Raw genomic sequence first — 18328 nt, 5'->3', positions numbered from 1 at the left:
AAGTCCATTTTTAATATCCTTAATCACTAGTTGGATCATAAGGTTACCATTAACATTATATTTTATATATCTTTTAAAGCTTTCCATCATTTATGTTTGGTGGATTACAGTGTTGCAATGGGGGGTGGATGCGGTACTTATGTTTACATGTTTACAGAGGAAAGTAATTTCTTCTAAATAATCAATAGTTATACTAAGATTCTATTCTTAAATAATTTGAAGCTTTTTAAAAACAATAAAATTTATATTTTGTAAAATTCTCTACAATAAAAAATAGTAAGGAATATAAGTTTTTCCCTGTAAAAAAGCTGACCCAAGGCCAGCTAAAAAATTTGAAAGGAATAATGTTATTTAATATTATAACCAAAATTTTAAAATTGCATACAGTATATATATAATAATTATATGTAGTATATAGTGATAAGGTTATAGTAAAAAGCTCTGAAATTAACCAGGGCTTTTTACTGTGTATGCACTATGCTAAATGCTATATAATAACTTAGGCTCCTAGTTAATATTATGCCAATCTAATTTATTTTATGAGTGGTTTTACAATCTCAAATTTTTTTCCAGGTATCATAAAGCCAATCAGTTTTTTCTTTGCCAAACGCCTTGTCACTTCTGCCTTGACTTTCTTGTGACAATATACTGTTGTATTCATTGAAATAATTATGCTAAATAATTTTTAGAGAAGCAATTAAAAATTTGTTCATACAAATATAAAAAATACATAAACTTAGTATCTTTAAAATATTACCATTATTATGCTATAATGTATTTAATAGTAATGTTTCGTGTTATATAGAATTACCCTTTTCTATCATTACTGTATGAGTGGTTACAGGGATTGCAGGCTGACACAATGGAAGGGGGTAATGTGAATGAACTTTTTCTTTTTGTGCATTGTAGTGCTTTCAATTACCGAGATATTGAGTTTATGTATTATTTCAATTTTCTGCTATAAACAAGATAAACTTAAAATGTTTTTTGAAAGCAAGACTGGTATTTCAAAAGATAAGATTTTGACAGATGTTAAGGTTAAAATAGATAAACCAAAACAAGAAAATAACAAGTAACTTTTGGTAGAAGTCACTTGTTTATATATAGGTTCTTTCTCGTATAACATGATTTTGTAAATTTAAGATTTCTCTGTAATCACTCACCTACATACCTTATTATTATATTATAATTGAAGCAAAAAATATACTTATTTGTGATATTTTTTTTATTAGTTTAATTGTTATTGCTTAATTTATTTCTATAAATATTGCTAAAAACTCATCCAATTACCTGGAGTATTTTTTATAGAAATACACAAACTTTAACTGTAGCATTAAAAATTGCTCTAGAAAGAGGTGTTGATTATGCCAGGTGACAGTAATAGATTACTAGTACCAGATGCTAAGGAAGCTTTAGGTAAGCTTAAAATAGAATCAGCCCGGGAAATTGGAGTGAATTTAAAAAATTGTGCAACCTTTGAAGAGCTAGAGCTTCTAGTTGATAATTATATTGATTATTACAATAATTATAGATATCAGTGGGGATTAAAAAAACTGGCTCCTGTTCAATACAGGAACCAGCTTATAATTGCCTAGCTTTTTTCAAAATGTCCTTGACATAGGGTCCATTTCAAATAATCCTACTAGGTTTTTAATTTTGATGTTTAATAAATCATACCTTTAAGTAAAAGAAGGAATTAAAGTAACTACTTCCAATCTTTATTTGAACCCTGTGATCCGGTGTGAGCTGAGCTTTCATTAGGTTGACCAGTATGAGATGGCATTGTACCATGAGACGGATTTTCATGAGTTGGCATTTTACCCTGGTTAGGGCTTGTGTGAATAGGAGTAATACGTGCTATCGCACTATAGTGAATACGAAGTTGTGCCTGACCAAAGTGGGTAAATATAGTTAAAGTTACTACACCTGTAAGTCCGTTGTGACTATCTATACAAGCTGTAATTGTACCAAGCCATTTAAGGTGGATAAGTGCAATTCGACCAATATGCTTTTGTACTGTTTCAGGACTAACGTTTGATTTTCTAAAATAGTCACCATAATCATCATAGTCACCATAGTAATTATCAGAGTAATCGTCATAGTAGTCAAAAGGGCAATAATAATTTTTCACGAGTTATTTCTCCTTATATTTATCACTTCAATATTTATATTATGCTAATATGATATTTTTGGGAATTAATTAATTTAGCTTTTAATAGGATTTTTGATAGTAGCAATTGATAAAGCTGCTCTAGGCTCTGTTTTTATTTTTTGTACAATACTGGAGTGAATATAGAAACTTGTATGAAAGTAGCTGTAATGTGTATTTATCAGAACTTTTTGCAGCTTATAAAGATGAAGTTTTATACATGGATTTAGTACTAGTATATTTACATAGCGGCCTTAAAAATACCCATTATATCTACGAAAGTTCCTTTCCTTGGATTTACAAGGGAATTGATATCTTTTTCAGCATTTTTGGAAAGTAACTCTAAATCATCTTCATTAACTCCAATGGAATTCAGATGAGTTGGAAGACCAATATCTTCGGACAGATTTTGAATACTATGCTTAATTTTGTTAATGGCCTCTTGTTTATTATTTGCTTTTGCACCTATAGCTTCACTGATTTTAAGAATTCTTTCTTCTGGTATTGACACAGCATTAAACTCTAACACATGAGGCAGTAGAATTGCATTACAAGCTCCATGAACTTGCTCATAAAATGCACCTATTTGATGAGACACGCAATGGACGTATCCTAGACCTGCATTGTTAAGAACCATTCCGCCCATAACATTAGCAAACATCATTTTTTCTCTAGCCTCCAAATCATTACCATTTTCATATGCTCTCTTTAGATATCCAAAGACTAGCTTTACAGCATTAATTGCCAAGGAATCTGTAACAGGTGAAGCCTCAGTAGAAACGAAACCCTCTATTACATGGGTCAAAACATCAATGCCAGAACTAGCTGTTATTTCTGGGGGCATACTTGGCATAAACCTGAGATCATTTACAGATATTATAGGTATCATTTTTGGATCTGCAATGGTCATTTTTACTTTCCTACTTTCATCTTTTATAATTGCAACATTTGATACTTCAGATCCTGAGCCAGAAGTAGTATTTATTGTTATGACTGGTAAACTAGGTTTTGTCATTTTGTTGTATCCCTCATAATCTGCAATAGAGCCTCCATTGGTGGCTACAATGGCTATACCTTTTGCGCAATCGTGGTTAGTTCCCCCTCCGATAGATATGATAAAGTGGTAATCCCTTTTTAATATATTCAGTCCTTTTTCAAAGTAGGCAAGAGCATCTTCTATAAATGAAATTGTACAATCTGGATGTAGGATACCGTCAAATATATCATAAGAAATAAATAAGTCTCTTAATATTTTTTCAACTATTTCAACATAACCGAGACTTATTATATTTTTATCTGTAACAATTAGGGCTTTGCTTAATTTATATGGCATTAGTTCTAGGGATAAGTCTTTAAGGGCACCTACGCCAATAAGATTTATTGACGGCAAACGAAAATCATGAATATTTTGCAATATAATCCCTCCGAATCACAAACATATATTAGTTTTATTATTTCTGTTTAGTAGACTGATTATGTGTAAAATACGAATTACATGAACAAAAGCAAACTGTATATAATAAGATCATGCTAATTTAGTAACTATTTAACTTCCATTTAATAATTACTTTAAATACCTTATCTATAATATTTATTTGAGGAATTGAGACTAATTTGTCCTAACAGATACTCCTTCTCTGCTTGTAGAAATTCTAAATTACTCAACAAGGAAAATACAAAAACTCCAGCTTAGTTTTAAGCGGGAGTTTTATTTTAAGCAAAAAAGCTGCCCAAAGGACAGCTAAAAAGAATTTATGAGAGACGATTGTATTTATATTATGTCCAAAATTTTAAAATTGCATATAATATATAGAAAATAAATAATCGGGTGTAGAATGTGTAGTGATAAATTTTTATATCAAAAGCCCTGGAATCAACCAGGGCTTTATTGAGTGAGATAATTAAAGTATTTTTATGAGCATTAATCATTATACCCAATTCGTCATATTTTATATTCGTTTTCTATTGTTTTAAATACCATCTTGACGAGCTGATTTTAGTGCTCAAATTACCAGCAGGTAGTTCAAAACTTTTTATTATTTTATCTTCCGTTTCAAGTTCACATAAAGCACCATAAATCAGAAAAGTATCCAAACGAACATTATCTATTTTTAAGAGAAATTTTAAAGTAGTTATTGGACATTCACTTAATTTACTTATGTAACTATGTTTTTTTAGTATGTCTAATATTTCTTCCTTTAATTTCTCTTTATCCGTATTTAATTCTTCTTCATCCATATTCATCATTTCCCCCTTAATTTTTTCTTCATTATTTTTTCTTCATTAAAATTTCTACAAATAATGATAATATCCTGCTAAAATAAAAAATATGGTTGAAGCTTATGAGTAGGACTTGAAGTAAAATATGATAAGAAGCTTAGGGTAGGTAAAACTGCTCTAAGCTTTCTTTTCATTTTTTTGTAAAATATTAGGAGTAAAATAATAACAAACTTGGTATAAAGATTATAATATCAGCCCACCATCTTGGGCAGTTAACTCCAGAGTTAAAGAATGCGGTCAAAGGGTCCGGTGCAAGTTACATGCTTCTGCAGGGATGTGATAAAAAGGTGTTTGATGAATTGTCAGATGAAATGAAACCTTTTGAACTTGATGATTTGCTAAATTTAAAACAATACCACAGTTTAAACCTGATAAGGACCAAAGAAAGGTATCAGAAGTTTATAACACATCTTCCGGATGCATTATTTTAGAAAGTAAGAGTAATAGAAGCGCTGGTTAATTCCAGAGCTTCTATTGTACTAAGGTAAAACTATCAAGAAATTAAAGTATTTTCATGGTATTAGTCATTATATCCAATTGCCATATTTTATATTCATATTCTAAATTTAAAATGAAAAAATAATATTCAAAATTTCTATAGAAAATATTTAAGAGGTATATTAAATGTTTTGCATATCTTTTCAAGGTTAATACGATTTGGTTTTGATAATCCTATTTCGTATTTGCATAAAGAAGAATAACCAATAGAGCAAGCTTTGGCAAACTCATGTTGAGTATATCTTTTAATCATCCTTAATTTATAAATTTTTTGTGCAATTGTTCTTTCTGGAAGTGTATAATATATTGTAGAGGTAGAGTTTTCAATATCTTTAAATACATTCTTATAAGTTGCAGTTTTGTTCATACTGCATGTCCGGTATCAAGAAGCACTATATTTTCTGCAAATTCTTTCAAGGCATATTGTTGGCAAACTTTATTTTTTAATTTATCCAAATTTATATCTTCCTTTGGAACTTTAAGAACCACCACACCATCTTCCTCTAATGTATTTACAAGATCTTTATCTAGAGTTTCTTTGGCAAGTTTACAGGAACCGCTGAACGCCCCATAATTTCCATCTGTTCTTTCTCCATGGAAATCTTCAACTCCTGCACAATTACTGATACTTATTCTTGGACCAAAAGTTGGACATCTCAATACACACATAGAGCAGCCATTTCCATATTTTATACAATTCCCCATGGGGCCTGTAGAACCTGTAGTTTCAACAAATACATCTCCTTCGTCATAATCTCCATTAGATGTATAAATGCCTTCAATTCTATTTCCTTCCATTTGTACATCTACTATCCGTGATATCAAATTTAGCTTTATTCCTTTATCCAAAATATATTTCCTAACCACGGGCTCGATTTTATTTACGTCATATAGCCATGCATGAGCATGATTTATAGTATTGCGACGCATTTAGCGAATTATAGGACGAAGTGTGTGTTTTTTTTTACTTCCCCATAGTTGGATATCAACATCACCAGTATTACCGTTCCAGTAAGTTTTATCAATTATATTTTCAAGTATAAGTCTTTTCTTCGAAATGTCTTTTATCATATCAAAAGATGAATTAAATTCATTTAATGATTTTTCTATTATTTCAAAGTTTAATTTTTTCTCTATATTTTCTTGCCTGCTATTTTGGGATTTTTCTAGTTTCAAATTTAACTTATTTATTTCTCTGCCTAAAGTCTCAATTTTGTTCATAATAAATCCAGAAGCAATAGAATTATCTGTACTTATATGGGCTAATTGTTCTAGCAAATTATTCATTTGATTGTTTTTATCTTTAATATCTTTGTTTATTATCTCAGCAGAATTATTTTCAATAGACGCAGCTGCTTCATCTTTGGCAGCCTGTAATTCTTTCAGTATTTTATTTGTATTTAGTTGTTTAATGTTTTCAATAATGGCTTTTTCAATTTCTGGACCTTTTACATTAGGATTATTACATCTACTTTGCGCTGAATGAGCTTTCATTGTACACATATAGTAGTAGACTCTTTCACTTCCATCTTTTTTAGGCCTGCCATAGCTTACACGCATAGGAGCACCACACAAAGCGCATTTTAGGACTCCAGATAATAAGGATCTTTTAGAAGTTCCTTGTCTTGGATTAACTTTCTTTTTGTTTTTGTTCAAACGGAACTGTACTTCTAGCCATGTACTGCTCTCTATAATTCCTTTGTGTTTTCCTATCGCAGCGATCCATTCAGCCATGTTCTTAAGTACATATTTTGAATTGCGTTTATTGTAAGTAATAATACCATTACCATTAGGAGTACCACATGTAATTATACCTAAGTCTTCTAAATACTTAAAAACTGCATCATCAGATTTAACATATACAGGATTTCTTAGTATATCATTTATTGACATAGAAGCAAAATCTCCACCGTTTTTACCTTTTATATTATTAGATAATAAATACTTAAGGACCAATGATATAGAGCCCAATTCCAAATATTTACTATAAGTTATTGTAACTTTTTCAAGTTCTTCATCTATAGGAGAAAGCTTATACATAGATTTTTCTTTCATTTCAGAGTTATAGTAACGTATCTTTTGAGAGTTAAATCCCAGTGGAGTTTGCCCTCCGAGCCATCTTCCTGTTTTAGCAAGCTCTAGCATATTATCTCTAATTCTTTCAGCGATGGTTTCTCTCTCAAGTTGGGCAAATACAGAGGCTATATAAACCATTGCTTTACCCATAGGCGTGGAAGTATCGAATTGTTCTTTTATACTTACGAAAGATATATTATGCTGTTGCAGCAGTTCCAATGTAGTTGAGAAGTCAGCAACATTTCTGCTTATTCTGTCCAATCTATAACATATTAAAACATCAAATTTTTTTTTCTTTACATCTTTCAATAGTTCTTGGAATTTAGGTCGGTTTGTATTTCCGCCTGAAAAACCTTCATCTTCATATATTATAAAATTATCATCTTTTAAATTTAAATTTTTTTCTCCATATTCTTTGCACATCTGCACCTGATTTTCAACAGACTCACCTTTACCTGTGAATAAGGATTTTCTACTGTATATGGCTGCTTTTATAATAATCACATCCTTTATAAAAATATTATAGTTTATAGAAATTTATTTTGTGAATACTAGATATGCGATGGGAGAGTGCATTTTTATTTTTCTGAGTTTTTTTCTTCGGCAGTTATAGAAATTTCATTTTCAGTCAATTTACTAATTGAAGATTTGTCTTTGATTAACAGTCTATCCTTTAAATATGTTCCTACAATCACCATAGCCGTTAAACATGATGATGTAATACATATACAGTGTCACTCATACTGCCACCTCCTCTGCTGTCAAATTAACCGCAACGACCTCTTTTGTAAGAGATGAATTTGGGGAGGTAACTGACTAAAAACATTTTTATTCTCTTACTAAATAGTATACCATATTTTATTTATAGTTTAAGAATGTATGTTTTTATAAACTAAATAAATACAATGATATTAATTTTTGATGTCAATATGAAAGTTATGACACCATACATAATGCTCCTTAGACAAAACAAACTTAAATAAAAAGAGCTTACAATTTAAGTTTATTATAAGCCTTTTTTATCATCAGAATTAGTTTTATTTATACTTAATAAACGAGTTAGGGCAATAATCAATAAGCCACATAGGGAAAGTCTGTTTTAATGATTGTAAATCAGTATCACTGATTTGACTGTCATATAGATTAAGACAGTTCAAATGAGGTAACTCTTTCAATGCACTTGTTAATGAACTTATATTGCTAATTTGAATATTAAACAAAGAAAGACTTTCTAAGCTAGGTAATTCTTTTAATTTACTTATATCACTGATTTGAATATTATATAGTGTAATATTTTTTAAACTAGTTAGTTTTTTTAATATATCTATATTGCTCATCTGATTCCCCGATAAAGAAAGATATTCCAAATTAGTCAATCCACTTAATGCACTTATGTCACTGACTTGATTGTCCACTAAAGAAAGATATTGTAAATTAGTCAATCCTTTTAATATACCTATATTACTAATTGGATTACTGCCTAAAGAAAGATATTGTAAATTAGTTAATCCCTTTAATGCACTCATGTCACTGATTTGATTGTCGTCTAAATAAAGATGTTGTAAATTATTCAATCTCTTTAATATACTTATGTCACTGATTTGATTACTGCGCAAAAAAAGATCTTGTAAATTAGTTAATCCACTTAATGCACTTATGTCACTGATTTGATTGTCGTCTAAATAAAGATTTTGTAAATTAGGTAATGCACTTATATCACTGATTCCACTACTAACTAAAGAAAGAGATTGTAAATTAGTCAATCCTTTTAATACGCCTATATCACTAATTGGATTATCGTCTAAAGAAAGAACTTGTAAATTAGTTAACCCCTTTAATGCACTTATATCACTAACTTGATTACTACCTAAAGAAAGAGATTGTAAATTAGTCAACCCCTTTAATACACTTATGTCACTGATTTTGCTGCTATTTAAAGAAAGTCGTTGCAAATTAGTCAATCCTTTTAATACTCCTATATCATTAATTGGATTATCGTCTAAAGAAAGAGATTGTAAATTAGTTAACCCCTTTAATGCACTTATGTCACTGACTTGAGTATCAGATAAATCAAAATCTTGTAAATTAGTGAAATTTTCGATTCCACTAATATCTGAGATATTTTCACCATAAACACTTAAGTCTGTAATCTTTTCGACTTCACTTTTTAAAATATCTCCTGAAATATCTCCAGCTGGCTGTCTTATTTTATCTCTTACTATTTGTTCAAAATTTTTATCTTTGAATGTCACTACGTTACTACCACTGCTATCTTTTTTAATATTGAAATGCACTTTGTATTCATTCTTTAATGACTTACCTTTACTAGAATGTACTTTACTGCCAACATTCAATATGTAACTTTCTCCTGGTGTATATCCACCCTCTGGAGCTGTTACTATAACTGTTTTTGTATCTTGTACTGACTGAACACCCACATTTACTGTATTACCTTTGCTGTCTATTACAGTTATACTTTGCTTAGTTAAGTCATCAAAGCCAATATCATTTGTAAATTTAATTGTCCAGGTTTTATTAGTGTCTACTGTTTCATTGTCAGTAAAGTTTGCTGCTTGTACATTAGATGCAATCAATAGAAAAGCACTAAAAAAAATTGCTATTAAAATTTTGTTTTTCAATTTATTTTTCCCCCTTATATATCCAATCAAAATTATCATATCCAAATAATTAAAACAATTCCATAGCTGCTTTGATTATGCTTAATAATTCCACATGGAAACAGCAAGTTGGCAACAGCTTCAGGTATTTACAATTACCTAGAAATGTAAAAGCAAGCAGTCTTAGAATTTAAAACTACTTGCGGAATTTCAGATTATCAATCAAAAAAAGAACTTTCTAAGGTTCTATATACATAATATAATTAATAGAGATATAATGGGAATAACTGCACACAAAACTAATAATATAGGTGATATATTATCTTCTGGTACAGAATTATCATTAAGTTTATCTAACTCCTCGGCTGGCTGTATTATAGTATAATTTTTTTCTGTTGATTTATTTTCTAGAGGATCTAAGTTTGCCATAAATATATCCCCCCTTTATAATAACTTCATATTTAAATGAAAATAATTTTAGTACTTAAGCATACGTTTACAATGGTAGTCATGTTCTAGTGAAAACTTAAAGTAGTTTACTAATTTCTCTATATAATTTATTGTATGGAATTATTTTTATTTCGTGAATACTCTTCAAGCTATTCATAATACTAAAAAGGTATTTATGATGTATATCTTTTTGAATGTAATTCTTTTTTATCAGTTTTAGGAGGAATTTAGAAATACATATAGAAATCCCTAGTATCAAAGTTTATTATAGGAAAATAAGGGAGACGAATATCGTGCTAAAGATTATAGAGGTTTTTAGTTAGGATGTGCCGTAAGGGTAATTTAGGGCGAAGTAAGAATTATTTATATAATATTTGGGGGAGATGTACAATGAAATTCTCAAGTTCATTGATAGTTGTTTCGAATATGGAAAAGTCAAAGCAGTTTTATTATAAAGTGCTTGGTTTAGAAGTTATCGCTGACTTTGGCGCAAATGTAACTTTAACGGGAGGTATTACATTACAGACAAAGGAAACTTGGTTAATTTTTATTCACAAACGAGACAGCGAAGTTATTTTTGGAGGAAATGCAGAAGAGTTATATTTTGAAGAAGATGATTTTGATGCTTTTATTCAAAAAATAAATGATATTAAAGATATTGACTATGTACATCCTATGTTAGAGCATTCTTGGGGACAGCGTGTTGTTCGTTTCTATGATCCTGATAAACATATTATTGAAGTTGGAGAAGATATGATTTTGGTTGTCAGACGATTCCTAAACAGTGGTTTATCAATGGAGGAAACTGCCATTAGAATGGATATATCAGTTGATTATATAAAATCTTGCTTAGAGTAGATTATGGGTGTAATGCAGTAAGTTAACTCTACAATATTTAAATTGTATAAAGGATTATCAAATAATAAAAATTGGAGGATAAATATGATTGATTTAGGCTTAATTGATAAAGTAGCTTTAATAACTGGAGGTACTCGTGGACTTGGCAAGACTATTGCAGAGAAATTAGCAGGGGAAAAGGTAAAGGTAGTAGTAACGGGGATTAATGAGGAACGAGCAAAAAAAGTAGCAAATGAAATATCATTGACTTACAATGTTGAAACTTTAGGTTTAAAACATGATGTGAGCTCAGAAGAATCAACAAAAGAAGTTGTAAAAGCTGTAGTTACTAAGTTTAAAAGAATAGATATATTAATAAATAATGCAGGGGTCACAAGTGATGGTATAATGATGATGATGAAAAAAGAAAACTGGGATAGGGTAATTAATACAAATCTTACTGGAGCATTTAACTGTACCAAGTTTGTGTCAAAACATATGTTAAGGCAAAGATCAGGAAGTATAGTGAATATAGCAAGTGTCGTGGGCATAATAGGTAACGTTGGTCAGGCAAATTATTCTGCTTCTAAGGCCGGACTTATTGGTTTTACAAAAACGGTGGCTAGGGAACTGGCAGATCGTGGGATAGTTGTAAATGCTATTGCTCCAGGATATATTTCAACGGATATGACATCTGTTCTTCCTGATAAGGTAACTGATGAAATGTTATCCAGAATTCCGATGAAAACTTATGGAAAACCAGAGGCCGTAGCAAATACTGTCTTATTTCTTGTTTCAGATATGTGCCAGTATATTACAGGGCAAGTTATTAATGTAGATGGAGGAATGGTTATGAATTAGAAAATTTATTAAATAATTAGGTTTAAACATATTATGAATTGTTGAAAATAAAATAATAAAGCATGGATTAAACAGTAAGGATTATTTTAGGAGTGATTCTATGAAGAAATGTATTGTAATAATGGAATAGTCAGAAAATTAGTATAATATAAAGGAGAGAGTTAAACATGACTATTCCAAATACAAATAAAGTATATCCAAGAAGTAACGATTACCAAACAATATATCTTAAAAATGTAATTACAAGAGATAATATAAAAGTTGGAAATTATACAATATATAATGATTATTATAATGATCCAAGGGATTTTGAAAAAAATAACGTATTATATCAGTATCCTATAAACAATGATAAATTAATAGTTGGGAAGTTTTGTTCAATTGCATGTAAAGCCAAGTTTCTCATGACAAGCGGAAATCACACAATAAAATCACTATCTACTTATACATTTCCAATATTTTATGAGGAATGGGGTTTGGATGTCAGCCATATAACAGATGCTTGGGATAATAAAGGAGATATTATAATTGGAAACGATGTGTGGATAGGTTATGACGCTATAATTATGTCAGGTGTGAAAATTGGTGATGGTGCAATTATTGGAACCAGAGCAATAGTTACTAATGATGTTCCACCCTATGCTATTGTTGGAGGTATACCTGCAAAAGTTATAAAGAAAAGATTTAGTGATGATATAATTTTAAAATTATTGAAAATTAAATGGTGGGATTGGCCAGATGAAAAAATCCAAGCAAATATTCAATATATTCAATCAGGGAATATTGATAAATTAGTTTAATGGTCTGTGGCTAATTATTCCTATTTAATGAATCAACAATAAAAACCGAATAATAGATATGAACGCCGTAATATTCAACAATGAATCTTATGGCGTTTTAGTTCGCAATATAAAGTAAGTATTATGATTTGAAGGCTGTAATATGTTATAAATAATCAGCTTGTTTATTAGTTTTAGAAAGAATTCAGAAATACATGTAGAAATCCTTAGTTATGAAAGCTTGTTATAGAAAAATAAGGGAGACAAATATCGTGCTAAAGATTATAAGTACCGTAAGGGTGTTGATTTTGGAATAATCCCTATTTATTTTACAAATATGATTGCTGATCAATTAATAGTGGATCGAACACATTCTTTAATAAAAAGTTAATATAATGTTCTTTGAATAATGCCCTCCAATCGGTTAAAATACAGAAGTATTGGGGGGCGAGGGCGTTGGACTTACAAATAATATTTCAGTGGCATAAGGTATTACATATTATATTACCAATAATTATTATTCCTATATTAAAAAAACGAGTAGGCTTATTAAGAGCTTGTAGTATTGTATTTATGGTTGGCTTACTTAAAGAGGTACACGATATTGTAATCGTAATGGATCCTTTATGGGAATCAGCAGTAGATATGATTTTTGATTTAATTGGTATACTGTTAGGGATTATTGCAACAAAATGAAAAATTAATTTAGAGCCTATCCATAAATAACTTGAATTTTTCTAAAAACACATGCGAACTTAATAAGCACCAAAGTAGGAAGAGTCTTACTTTTTAAATCTAATAAGTAACTTTCTAAAACGATTCATCCATGAGTGGGCAGCTTCTACTATCCAACGACGAGCCTTGAACTTTGGCTCTCTTTCTTTAATAGCATGTAGTATGTGATATTTTAACAAATTTCTAATTGGAAGTTCATTCATTATACATTAAATAGAATAACTTTTCGCATGCTACATAATATATAACTATATTTGTAGAACCTGAAAAATGATTATAATTAAATATTAATGCTATTCATTTCTGTCATTAGAAAAATATAGAAGAGCAATTAAGTACTCTCATATATTTTCTTAAATTTAAAGCAACTAATACATTGGAACTCATGTTAATATACATTAGAAGTATCATTGACATCTAACATCCTGCACCTGTTAACATACAAAGCCACCTGGGTTCTATCTCTTACATTTAGTTTGTCAAATATATGAGTAGTATGTTTTTTCACTGTATTTTCAGAAATATGAAGTTTTTTTGATATTTCTTGATTAGGTAAACCTTTTCCTATTTCGCATAGAATTTCTTTCTCCCTTGGAGTAAGCTGTTCTACTCTTACAGGTTCAATAGTATTTTCTCTGATCATACAGTCTATAAAATAAGAGTCATAGTATTTTTTTCCTTTATAAACTTGATTTATGGTATATAAAAACTCCACTTCATCTGATTTTCCCAATATGTATCCTTCTACACCACACTTAATGGCTTCTACAAAAATATTTTTATCCTCATTAAAATCTAACATTATGAATTTACTCTTAACGCCACTATTCTTCATTTCTTTAATTAACAGCAATTCATCTTTATTTTGTTGACGTAAATCAAACAAAACAATATTAATTTTACTTGACTTAATTAACGGAACTGCTTCTTTTAGTGTTTCCCCAACAAGCATTACGTCAGCACGATTACACCTTGATATAACTGAGTATATACCATCTCTTATTAAAGTATAACTTGATAAAATAATAATCCTCATAATGTATTTTCCCCCATTCTTTTAACAATAATATCACTTAATTCTCCATATAAAATAAAAAAGACCCAATTTAACCATATAAACGGTAAAATTAGGTCGGTCGCACCATTGACTCCATATGCCTTAAGGGTGCCCAAATATAAAGCATACTTCTTTGTCCCCTATTTTCCATATCTCATTCCAAATAATAGTTGTGCAATAAATAACAATTCTTCTTATTTTATAAATTTCTTGTTAATGTAACTATAACTAGGGATTGCTGTATAAATATCAAATATTTATATGAACATTATGTGATTTGTTTAACAATCATTGTTTCTAAAGTGACTATTAATAATAAGTTATAGAAGTATAAGCACAATTCCTAACCATAATTATGTTTGATTTTTTATCATTAAAATTTTAGATTACTGAAAGTATAATTTCTTTTTGTTATAATTTGATATCTAATTTATCATACCATACAAATTTAAAGAAAAATGCTGAAATTTGTATGAATGTAAAAAAATAAATAATTATACAAAGTACTTTCTATTTACTCACCTATAATTGAGCGTTTAATTGCTTACAGATTGTCTGGAATGAATTGTATATAAATGATGTGATTACAAGTAATTGAGTCTAAATGGTGATGTATGATAAAATAACCATTGAAGTATAAATCAGGAAATGTAATCTTTAAGAGTTAAATGCTGTAGGTGCAAGAAATGGGAAAATATGATATAATTACTATTATAGTAACTTAGTATGGTAATATAAATTGAACAAAAGATTAATTATAGGCTAGTTTTACTACAATTTAAAGCTAAATGCATTAATTGAAATTTTTACTTAATGGAGTTGCGCTTTTTTAAAAGGAGGATATTCTAAATGACAAAAGTGAAATTTTGTATGTCGACAGCTCTTGCACTTACATTATCTTTAGCTCTTAGTTCAATAGTTTTTGCAGATTCATTACCAGGCATAATAAGCACAAAAAATGCCTGCTCATATTATGAAAGTAATAGAATAAGGGCTAATCAGCTATCATATAATGCAACCTCGAACTTATTATCTATAGAATCACTTCATGACATAACAATACATGAACCTACTATGGTAAGTAATTTAAACTTACCGTCGAATATCTTAGTTACAACTACGGAAAGAACTATGTTAGTACCAGTACAGTGGTCTAATTACTCTGGCGTAAGTATAAATACAACTACTCAACTAAGCGGTAAAGTCGTATTACCTCCAAGTATTTTAAATCCTACTAATATAAAGTTAGATGTAACCCAGAAAGTAGACTATAAAGGATGGGACTTCAAAGCAATCTAGGTACAGTGATAGGGGACCAAATAATTAACATACCTCCAGCTACAACTATACAGGAATTTATAAGCAACTTAACGTACAACGGTACAACCCTTACAAACGATACAACCCTTACAGATAAAATGTCTGCAATCATCGTAGACATACAGAAGCAAACATTATATGACGGTATCGTAAATGATGGAGATTCATTACAAATCTCCGATGGACTATACACACATACTTATTATCTTAGTATCATATTTGGAACACCATCAAATTCAAGTTCATTATTATCTATAATTCCACCTCAACCAATAGAGGTACCTATTACTGGAATGGAGTGCAATATAAACTTACCCACAATTGTACCCATTGATACTACAAGGGGAATTGTAAACTTACCCGTTCAATGGAACACACCAAAAGATTTAAGCATATCAAAAAATGTTCAAATATCTGGTACGATTGTAATACCAGATAATATTTGTGATTCAAGAGGGGTACAGTTGCTTGTTTATCAAAATTTAGACTATAAACCACTTGGGATTTCTAGATCACTTGGTATTATCGGTGATAACTTTATAATGGAAATACCAGTAGGAACTACTGTATCAAGTTTGATAAATGGCTTAACTAATGCTGATTCATATACTCTGGCTTTTAAAGATGAGAACAACAATACTTTAGGAACTGATACCACTATTGTAGCAGGAGATAGTCTTGTAGTGACTAGTGGAAACACTAACTATTACTTTTATCTATCCACTAAAGCTTCCACTACACGTTAAACTATGTACTAGACGATAATACTAATAAGGGCATTGTGAAATAGTAACTGTTAAATATATAAAATGCATTATTCAAGAAAGACTAAATTCGTTTTTTGTTGCATCATAATTATTCAAAATTAAATATGGTATAATTTCCAGTTGTTTTTATTAATTCATTAATTTGTCGGATTCTAAATTACATGAAAAATAAGACTTCTAATGAATATACAAAATATGATGGAGTAAAAATATTTTTATCTTGTATATTGTTTTTTTGGATTGCGATAATTATAATATTGTAATGAAAATAAATACCAAATTAACAACTATAAAATTTGAGTAATTCATCTAGTATTATATAAATGCACTACTTGGCAAAGGGTGCATTTTTAGTTTTTTGGTTTTTTATCTTCAGCAGTTATAGAAATTTCATTTTCAGTCAATTTCCAATTGAAAATTTTAATGTGTTATAAATAATTAGCTTTTTTATCAGTTTCAGAAGGAATTTAGAAATACACATAGAAATCCCTAATTATGAAAGTTTATTATAGGAAAATAAGGGAGACAAATATCGTGTTAAAGATAGATGTTTAGTTAGGTCGTATCCTAAGGGTAAACTGTTGTGTAACAAATATCATTTATATTTTGCGAAAGGACTGCAATTAATGAAATATATAAAAAAAATCCCAACTTCGGATAAAGAGTTGAGTAACAAGCTGATATCAGAGGGATGGAAAAAACTAAAAGAACCATCTAATTTAGGTATGGCAACTTTACTATCAATACCTTTTGCGTTCATAAATGGGATTATTTTCATGGTTCTTGTATTTTATTTATATCCTCCATTGAAAGAATTTTTGAACAGTAATAAGGATGGCTTTAGCATTACAATTACATTAGGAAAAAATTTATTTGCTCTAATAATGCATATTGTTACCATTTTTATATTTATGGCAATACATGAATTTCTCCATGCCTTTTTTATACCTAATGTATTAAAATCAGATAAGATATATTGGGGTATTAATGCGTTTTTCGGCTTTGTTTATACTACTGAAAAAATCAAAAAGAGTAGATTTTTAATTATTTCTATTATGCCTTTTATTATGTTATCAGTTATATTACCTTTCATTCTTAATATTTTTGGTTGGCTAAATGGATTCACAATATTTCTATGTTTAATAAATGCAATGGCTTCATGTGTTGATTGCTTAAACATATGTTTAGTGGGAATTCAAGTTCCAAACGGCTCATATGTTATGAATAATGGATTTGAGACATATTTCAAGTAACTCCCAATTATAAGAATTAGTCATGTTGGTTTATTATTAATTTTAGGTCTTAATGAAATTAAGGCGATACAACCAATAAGATTGAAAGCGCAAATAATGTTTTTAATAACGGAATAATATGGTATTACGATTTAAGACATAACTTCCTAGTATGCAATATATTGGTGGAATAGTACAAAATAAGTGTTATAATTCTTATATTGATTAAGCTAAAATGGCAGAATATGATGTAAGAAAGTGAGAGTAGAATTATGGAAAAAACGTATCAAAAACCACAAAAAGCATTATTAGTGATAGACATTCAAGAAGACTATACTGGAACAATGGCAAAATCTCCATTTCCCTACAAGGACTCTGAGAGATTGATTACAATAGTGAACAAAGTAATAGATTATGCCTCTAAGAAGGATATACTTACTGTATATATTAGACAAGAATTTGACGGTTTCTTGGGTAAGATTATATCAAAAGTCCTTGCACATGGAACAGCTATGAAAGGAAAACCAGGAACTGAGTTTGATAAACGAATCAATATCATGTCCAACCATTGTTTTTCAAAACCGATGGCAGATGGTACTATGTCAAGAAAAAGTACAAATTAAAATGAGAAAATCCCAAGATATTCCCATATTTTAACTTGCCGTGGAC

18 protein-coding genes, 4 pseudogenes and 1 riboswitch are annotated in these 18328 nt (G+C 29.5%); of the genes and pseudogenes, 12 read left to right on the top strand and 10 right to left on the bottom strand.

What is annotated here, in order from left to right:
• The first annotated feature begins 881 nt into the window (after positions 1 to 881).
• The 3 genes and pseudogenes from ACJDU8_RS23175 to ACJDU8_RS23165 form a co-directional block, all read left to right on the top strand.
• Positions 882 to 1076, top strand: coding sequence for a hypothetical protein (locus tag ACJDU8_RS23175; protein ID WP_406794552.1), 195 nt, complete (start codon positions 882 to 884; stop codon positions 1074 to 1076).
• Positions 1077 to 1364: 288 nt separating this feature from the next.
• Positions 1365 to 1454: pseudogene (locus ACJDU8_RS23170) on the top strand (small, acid-soluble spore protein, alpha/beta type); the annotation flags it as partial.
• Positions 1455 to 1457: 3 nt separating this feature from the next.
• Positions 1458 to 1595, top strand: a pseudogene (locus tag ACJDU8_RS23165) (IS3 family transposase); the annotation flags it as partial.
• 110 nt (positions 1596 to 1705) lie between these two features.
• On the opposite strand, the gene ACJDU8_RS23160 reads toward ACJDU8_RS23165, so the two are convergent.
• The 3 genes from ACJDU8_RS23160 to ACJDU8_RS23150 all read right to left on the bottom strand — a co-directional run bounded on the left by ACJDU8_RS23160 (position 1706) and on the right by ACJDU8_RS23150 (position 4393).
• Positions 1706 to 2131, bottom strand: coding sequence for a hypothetical protein (locus tag ACJDU8_RS23160; protein WP_406794551.1), 426 nt, complete (start codon positions 2129 to 2131; stop codon positions 1706 to 1708).
• Between the two features lie 259 nt (positions 2132 to 2390).
• Complete coding sequence (locus tag ACJDU8_RS23155; protein ID WP_406794550.1) at positions 2391 to 3563, bottom strand: iron-containing alcohol dehydrogenase; 1173 nt, start codon at positions 3561 to 3563, stop codon at positions 2391 to 2393.
• Positions 3564 to 4111: 548 nt separating this feature from the next.
• Positions 4112 to 4393: an uS8 family ribosomal protein gene (locus ACJDU8_RS23150; RefSeq protein WP_406794549.1), complete on the bottom strand. Its 282-nt coding sequence runs from the start codon at positions 4391 to 4393 to the stop codon at positions 4112 to 4114.
• 296 nt (positions 4394 to 4689) lie between these two features.
• Here ACJDU8_RS23150 and ACJDU8_RS23145 point away from each other — a divergent pair, with 296 nt between their 5' ends.
• A complete protein-coding gene (locus ACJDU8_RS23145) occupies positions 4690 to 4860 on the top strand; it encodes a hypothetical protein (RefSeq protein WP_406794548.1) in 171 nt (56 codons plus the stop codon).
• Between the two features lie 164 nt (positions 4861 to 5024).
• Here ACJDU8_RS23145 and ACJDU8_RS23140 read toward each other — a convergent pair whose 3' ends face one another.
• From ACJDU8_RS23140 to ACJDU8_RS23120, 5 genes and pseudogenes are all read right to left on the bottom strand, one after another.
• On the bottom strand, positions 5025 to 5294 hold the full coding sequence (locus ACJDU8_RS23140; protein ID WP_406794547.1) for a helix-turn-helix domain-containing protein: 270 nt from the start codon (positions 5292 to 5294) through the stop codon (positions 5025 to 5027).
• Positions 5295 to 5296: 2 nt separating this feature from the next.
• Positions 5297 to 5836: pseudogene (locus ACJDU8_RS23135) on the bottom strand (FAD-dependent oxidoreductase); the annotation flags it as partial.
• Between the two features lie 21 nt (positions 5837 to 5857).
• A complete protein-coding gene (locus tag ACJDU8_RS23130; protein WP_406794553.1) occupies positions 5858 to 7498 on the bottom strand; it encodes a recombinase family protein in 1641 nt (546 codons plus the stop codon).
• Between the two features lie 542 nt (positions 7499 to 8040).
• Positions 8041 to 9642: a leucine-rich repeat domain-containing protein gene (locus ACJDU8_RS23125; RefSeq protein WP_406794546.1), complete on the bottom strand. Its 1602-nt coding sequence runs from the start codon at positions 9640 to 9642 to the stop codon at positions 8041 to 8043.
• A 225-nt stretch (positions 9643 to 9867) separates the two neighbouring features.
• Entirely contained in the window at positions 9868 to 10050 is a 183-nt protein-coding gene (locus tag ACJDU8_RS23120; RefSeq protein ID WP_406794545.1) for a hypothetical protein, read from the bottom strand.
• Between the two features lie 411 nt (positions 10051 to 10461).
• On the opposite strand from ACJDU8_RS23120, the gene ACJDU8_RS23115 reads away from it, so the two are divergent.
• From ACJDU8_RS23115 to ACJDU8_RS23100, 4 genes are all read left to right on the top strand, one after another.
• Positions 10462 to 10929, top strand: coding sequence for a VOC family protein (locus ACJDU8_RS23115; RefSeq protein ID WP_406794544.1), 468 nt, complete (start codon positions 10462 to 10464; stop codon positions 10927 to 10929).
• Between the two features lie 84 nt (positions 10930 to 11013).
• On the top strand, positions 11014 to 11769 hold the full coding sequence (gene fabG, locus ACJDU8_RS23110) for a 3-oxoacyl-[acyl-carrier-protein] reductase (protein WP_406794543.1): 756 nt from the start codon (positions 11014 to 11016) through the stop codon (positions 11767 to 11769).
• A 167-nt stretch (positions 11770 to 11936) separates the two neighbouring features.
• Entirely contained in the window at positions 11937 to 12569 is a 633-nt protein-coding gene (locus ACJDU8_RS23105; protein WP_406794542.1) for a CatB-related O-acetyltransferase, read from the top strand.
• Positions 12570 to 13004: 435 nt separating this feature from the next.
• On the top strand, positions 13005 to 13244 hold the full coding sequence (locus tag ACJDU8_RS23100; RefSeq protein ID WP_406794541.1) for a hypothetical protein: 240 nt from the start codon (positions 13005 to 13007) through the stop codon (positions 13242 to 13244).
• Between the two features lie 89 nt (positions 13245 to 13333).
• On the opposite strand, the pseudogene ACJDU8_RS23095 reads toward ACJDU8_RS23100, so the two are convergent.
• Both ACJDU8_RS23095 and ACJDU8_RS23090 read right to left on the bottom strand, forming a co-directional pair.
• Positions 13334 to 13429: pseudogene (locus tag ACJDU8_RS23095) on the bottom strand (IS5/IS1182 family transposase); the annotation flags it as partial.
• A 242-nt stretch (positions 13430 to 13671) separates the two neighbouring features.
• On the bottom strand, positions 13672 to 14319 hold the full coding sequence (locus ACJDU8_RS23090) for a LuxR C-terminal-related transcriptional regulator (RefSeq protein ID WP_406794540.1): 648 nt from the start codon (positions 14317 to 14319) through the stop codon (positions 13672 to 13674).
• An 85-nt stretch (positions 14320 to 14404) separates the two neighbouring features.
• Positions 14405 to 14489: riboswitch (cyclic di-GMP riboswitch) on the bottom strand.
• A 700-nt stretch (positions 14490 to 15189) separates the two neighbouring features.
• Here ACJDU8_RS23090 and ACJDU8_RS23085 point away from each other — a divergent pair.
• The 4 genes from ACJDU8_RS23085 (at position 15190) to ACJDU8_RS23070 (ending at position 18282) form a co-directional block, all read left to right on the top strand.
• The gene (locus ACJDU8_RS23085) at positions 15190 to 15639 is read left to right on the top strand and encodes a hypothetical protein (protein WP_406794539.1); all 450 of its coding nucleotides are present in this window, start codon (positions 15190 to 15192) and stop codon (positions 15637 to 15639) included.
• Complete coding sequence (locus ACJDU8_RS23080) at positions 15618 to 16406, top strand: hypothetical protein (RefSeq protein ID WP_406794538.1); 789 nt, start codon at positions 15618 to 15620, stop codon at positions 16404 to 16406. The genes ACJDU8_RS23085 and ACJDU8_RS23080 overlap by 22 nt, the downstream gene beginning before the upstream one ends.
• A gap of 647 nt (positions 16407 to 17053) precedes the next feature.
• The gene (locus ACJDU8_RS23075; RefSeq protein WP_406794537.1) at positions 17054 to 17680 is read left to right on the top strand and encodes a DUF3267 domain-containing protein; all 627 of its coding nucleotides are present in this window, start codon (positions 17054 to 17056) and stop codon (positions 17678 to 17680) included.
• A gap of 251 nt (positions 17681 to 17931) precedes the next feature.
• Entirely contained in the window at positions 17932 to 18282 is a 351-nt protein-coding gene (locus ACJDU8_RS23070) for an isochorismatase family protein (protein WP_406794536.1), read from the top strand.
• Positions 18283 to 18328 lie beyond the last annotated feature (46 nt).

This window comes from Candidatus Clostridium eludens (assembly GCF_045310515.1).
GTDB classification, from domain to species: Bacteria; Bacillota; Clostridia; order Clostridiales; family Clostridiaceae; genus Clostridium_B; species Clostridium_B eludens.
This window is presented reverse-complemented; position numbering and strand designations above follow the sequence as displayed.

Coding starts and splice junctions, on each gene's coding strand:
- ACJDU8_RS23175 (WP_406794552.1), top strand. CDS start 882: ATGAACTTTTTCTTTTTGTGCATTGTAGTGCTTTCAATTACCGAGATA.
- ACJDU8_RS23150 (WP_406794549.1), bottom strand. CDS start 4,393: ATGAATATGGATGAAGAAGAATTAAATACGGATAAAGAGAAATTAAAG.
- ACJDU8_RS23145 (WP_406794548.1), top strand. CDS start 4,690: ATGCTTCTGCAGGGATGTGATAAAAAGGTGTTTGATGAATTGTCAGAT.
- ACJDU8_RS23140 (WP_406794547.1), bottom strand. CDS start 5,294: ATGAACAAAACTGCAACTTATAAGAATGTATTTAAAGATATTGAAAAC.
- ACJDU8_RS23120 (WP_406794545.1), bottom strand. CDS start 10,050: ATGGCAAACTTAGATCCTCTAGAAAATAAATCAACAGAAAAAAATTAT.
- ACJDU8_RS23115 (WP_406794544.1), top strand. CDS start 10,462: ATGAAATTCTCAAGTTCATTGATAGTTGTTTCGAATATGGAAAAGTCA.
- fabG (WP_406794543.1), top strand. CDS start 11,014: ATGATTGATTTAGGCTTAATTGATAAAGTAGCTTTAATAACTGGAGGT.
- ACJDU8_RS23105 (WP_406794542.1), top strand. CDS start 11,937: ATGACTATTCCAAATACAAATAAAGTATATCCAAGAAGTAACGATTAC.
- ACJDU8_RS23090 (WP_406794540.1), bottom strand. CDS start 14,319: ATGAGGATTATTATTTTATCAAGTTATACTTTAATAAGAGATGGTATA.
- ACJDU8_RS23085 (WP_406794539.1), top strand. CDS start 15,190: ATGACAAAAGTGAAATTTTGTATGTCGACAGCTCTTGCACTTACATTA.
- ACJDU8_RS23080 (WP_406794538.1), top strand. CDS start 15,618: ATGGGACTTCAAAGCAATCTAGGTACAGTGATAGGGGACCAAATAATT.
- ACJDU8_RS23075 (WP_406794537.1), top strand. CDS start 17,054: ATGAAATATATAAAAAAAATCCCAACTTCGGATAAAGAGTTGAGTAAC.
- ACJDU8_RS23070 (WP_406794536.1), top strand. CDS start 17,932: ATGGAAAAAACGTATCAAAAACCACAAAAAGCATTATTAGTGATAGAC.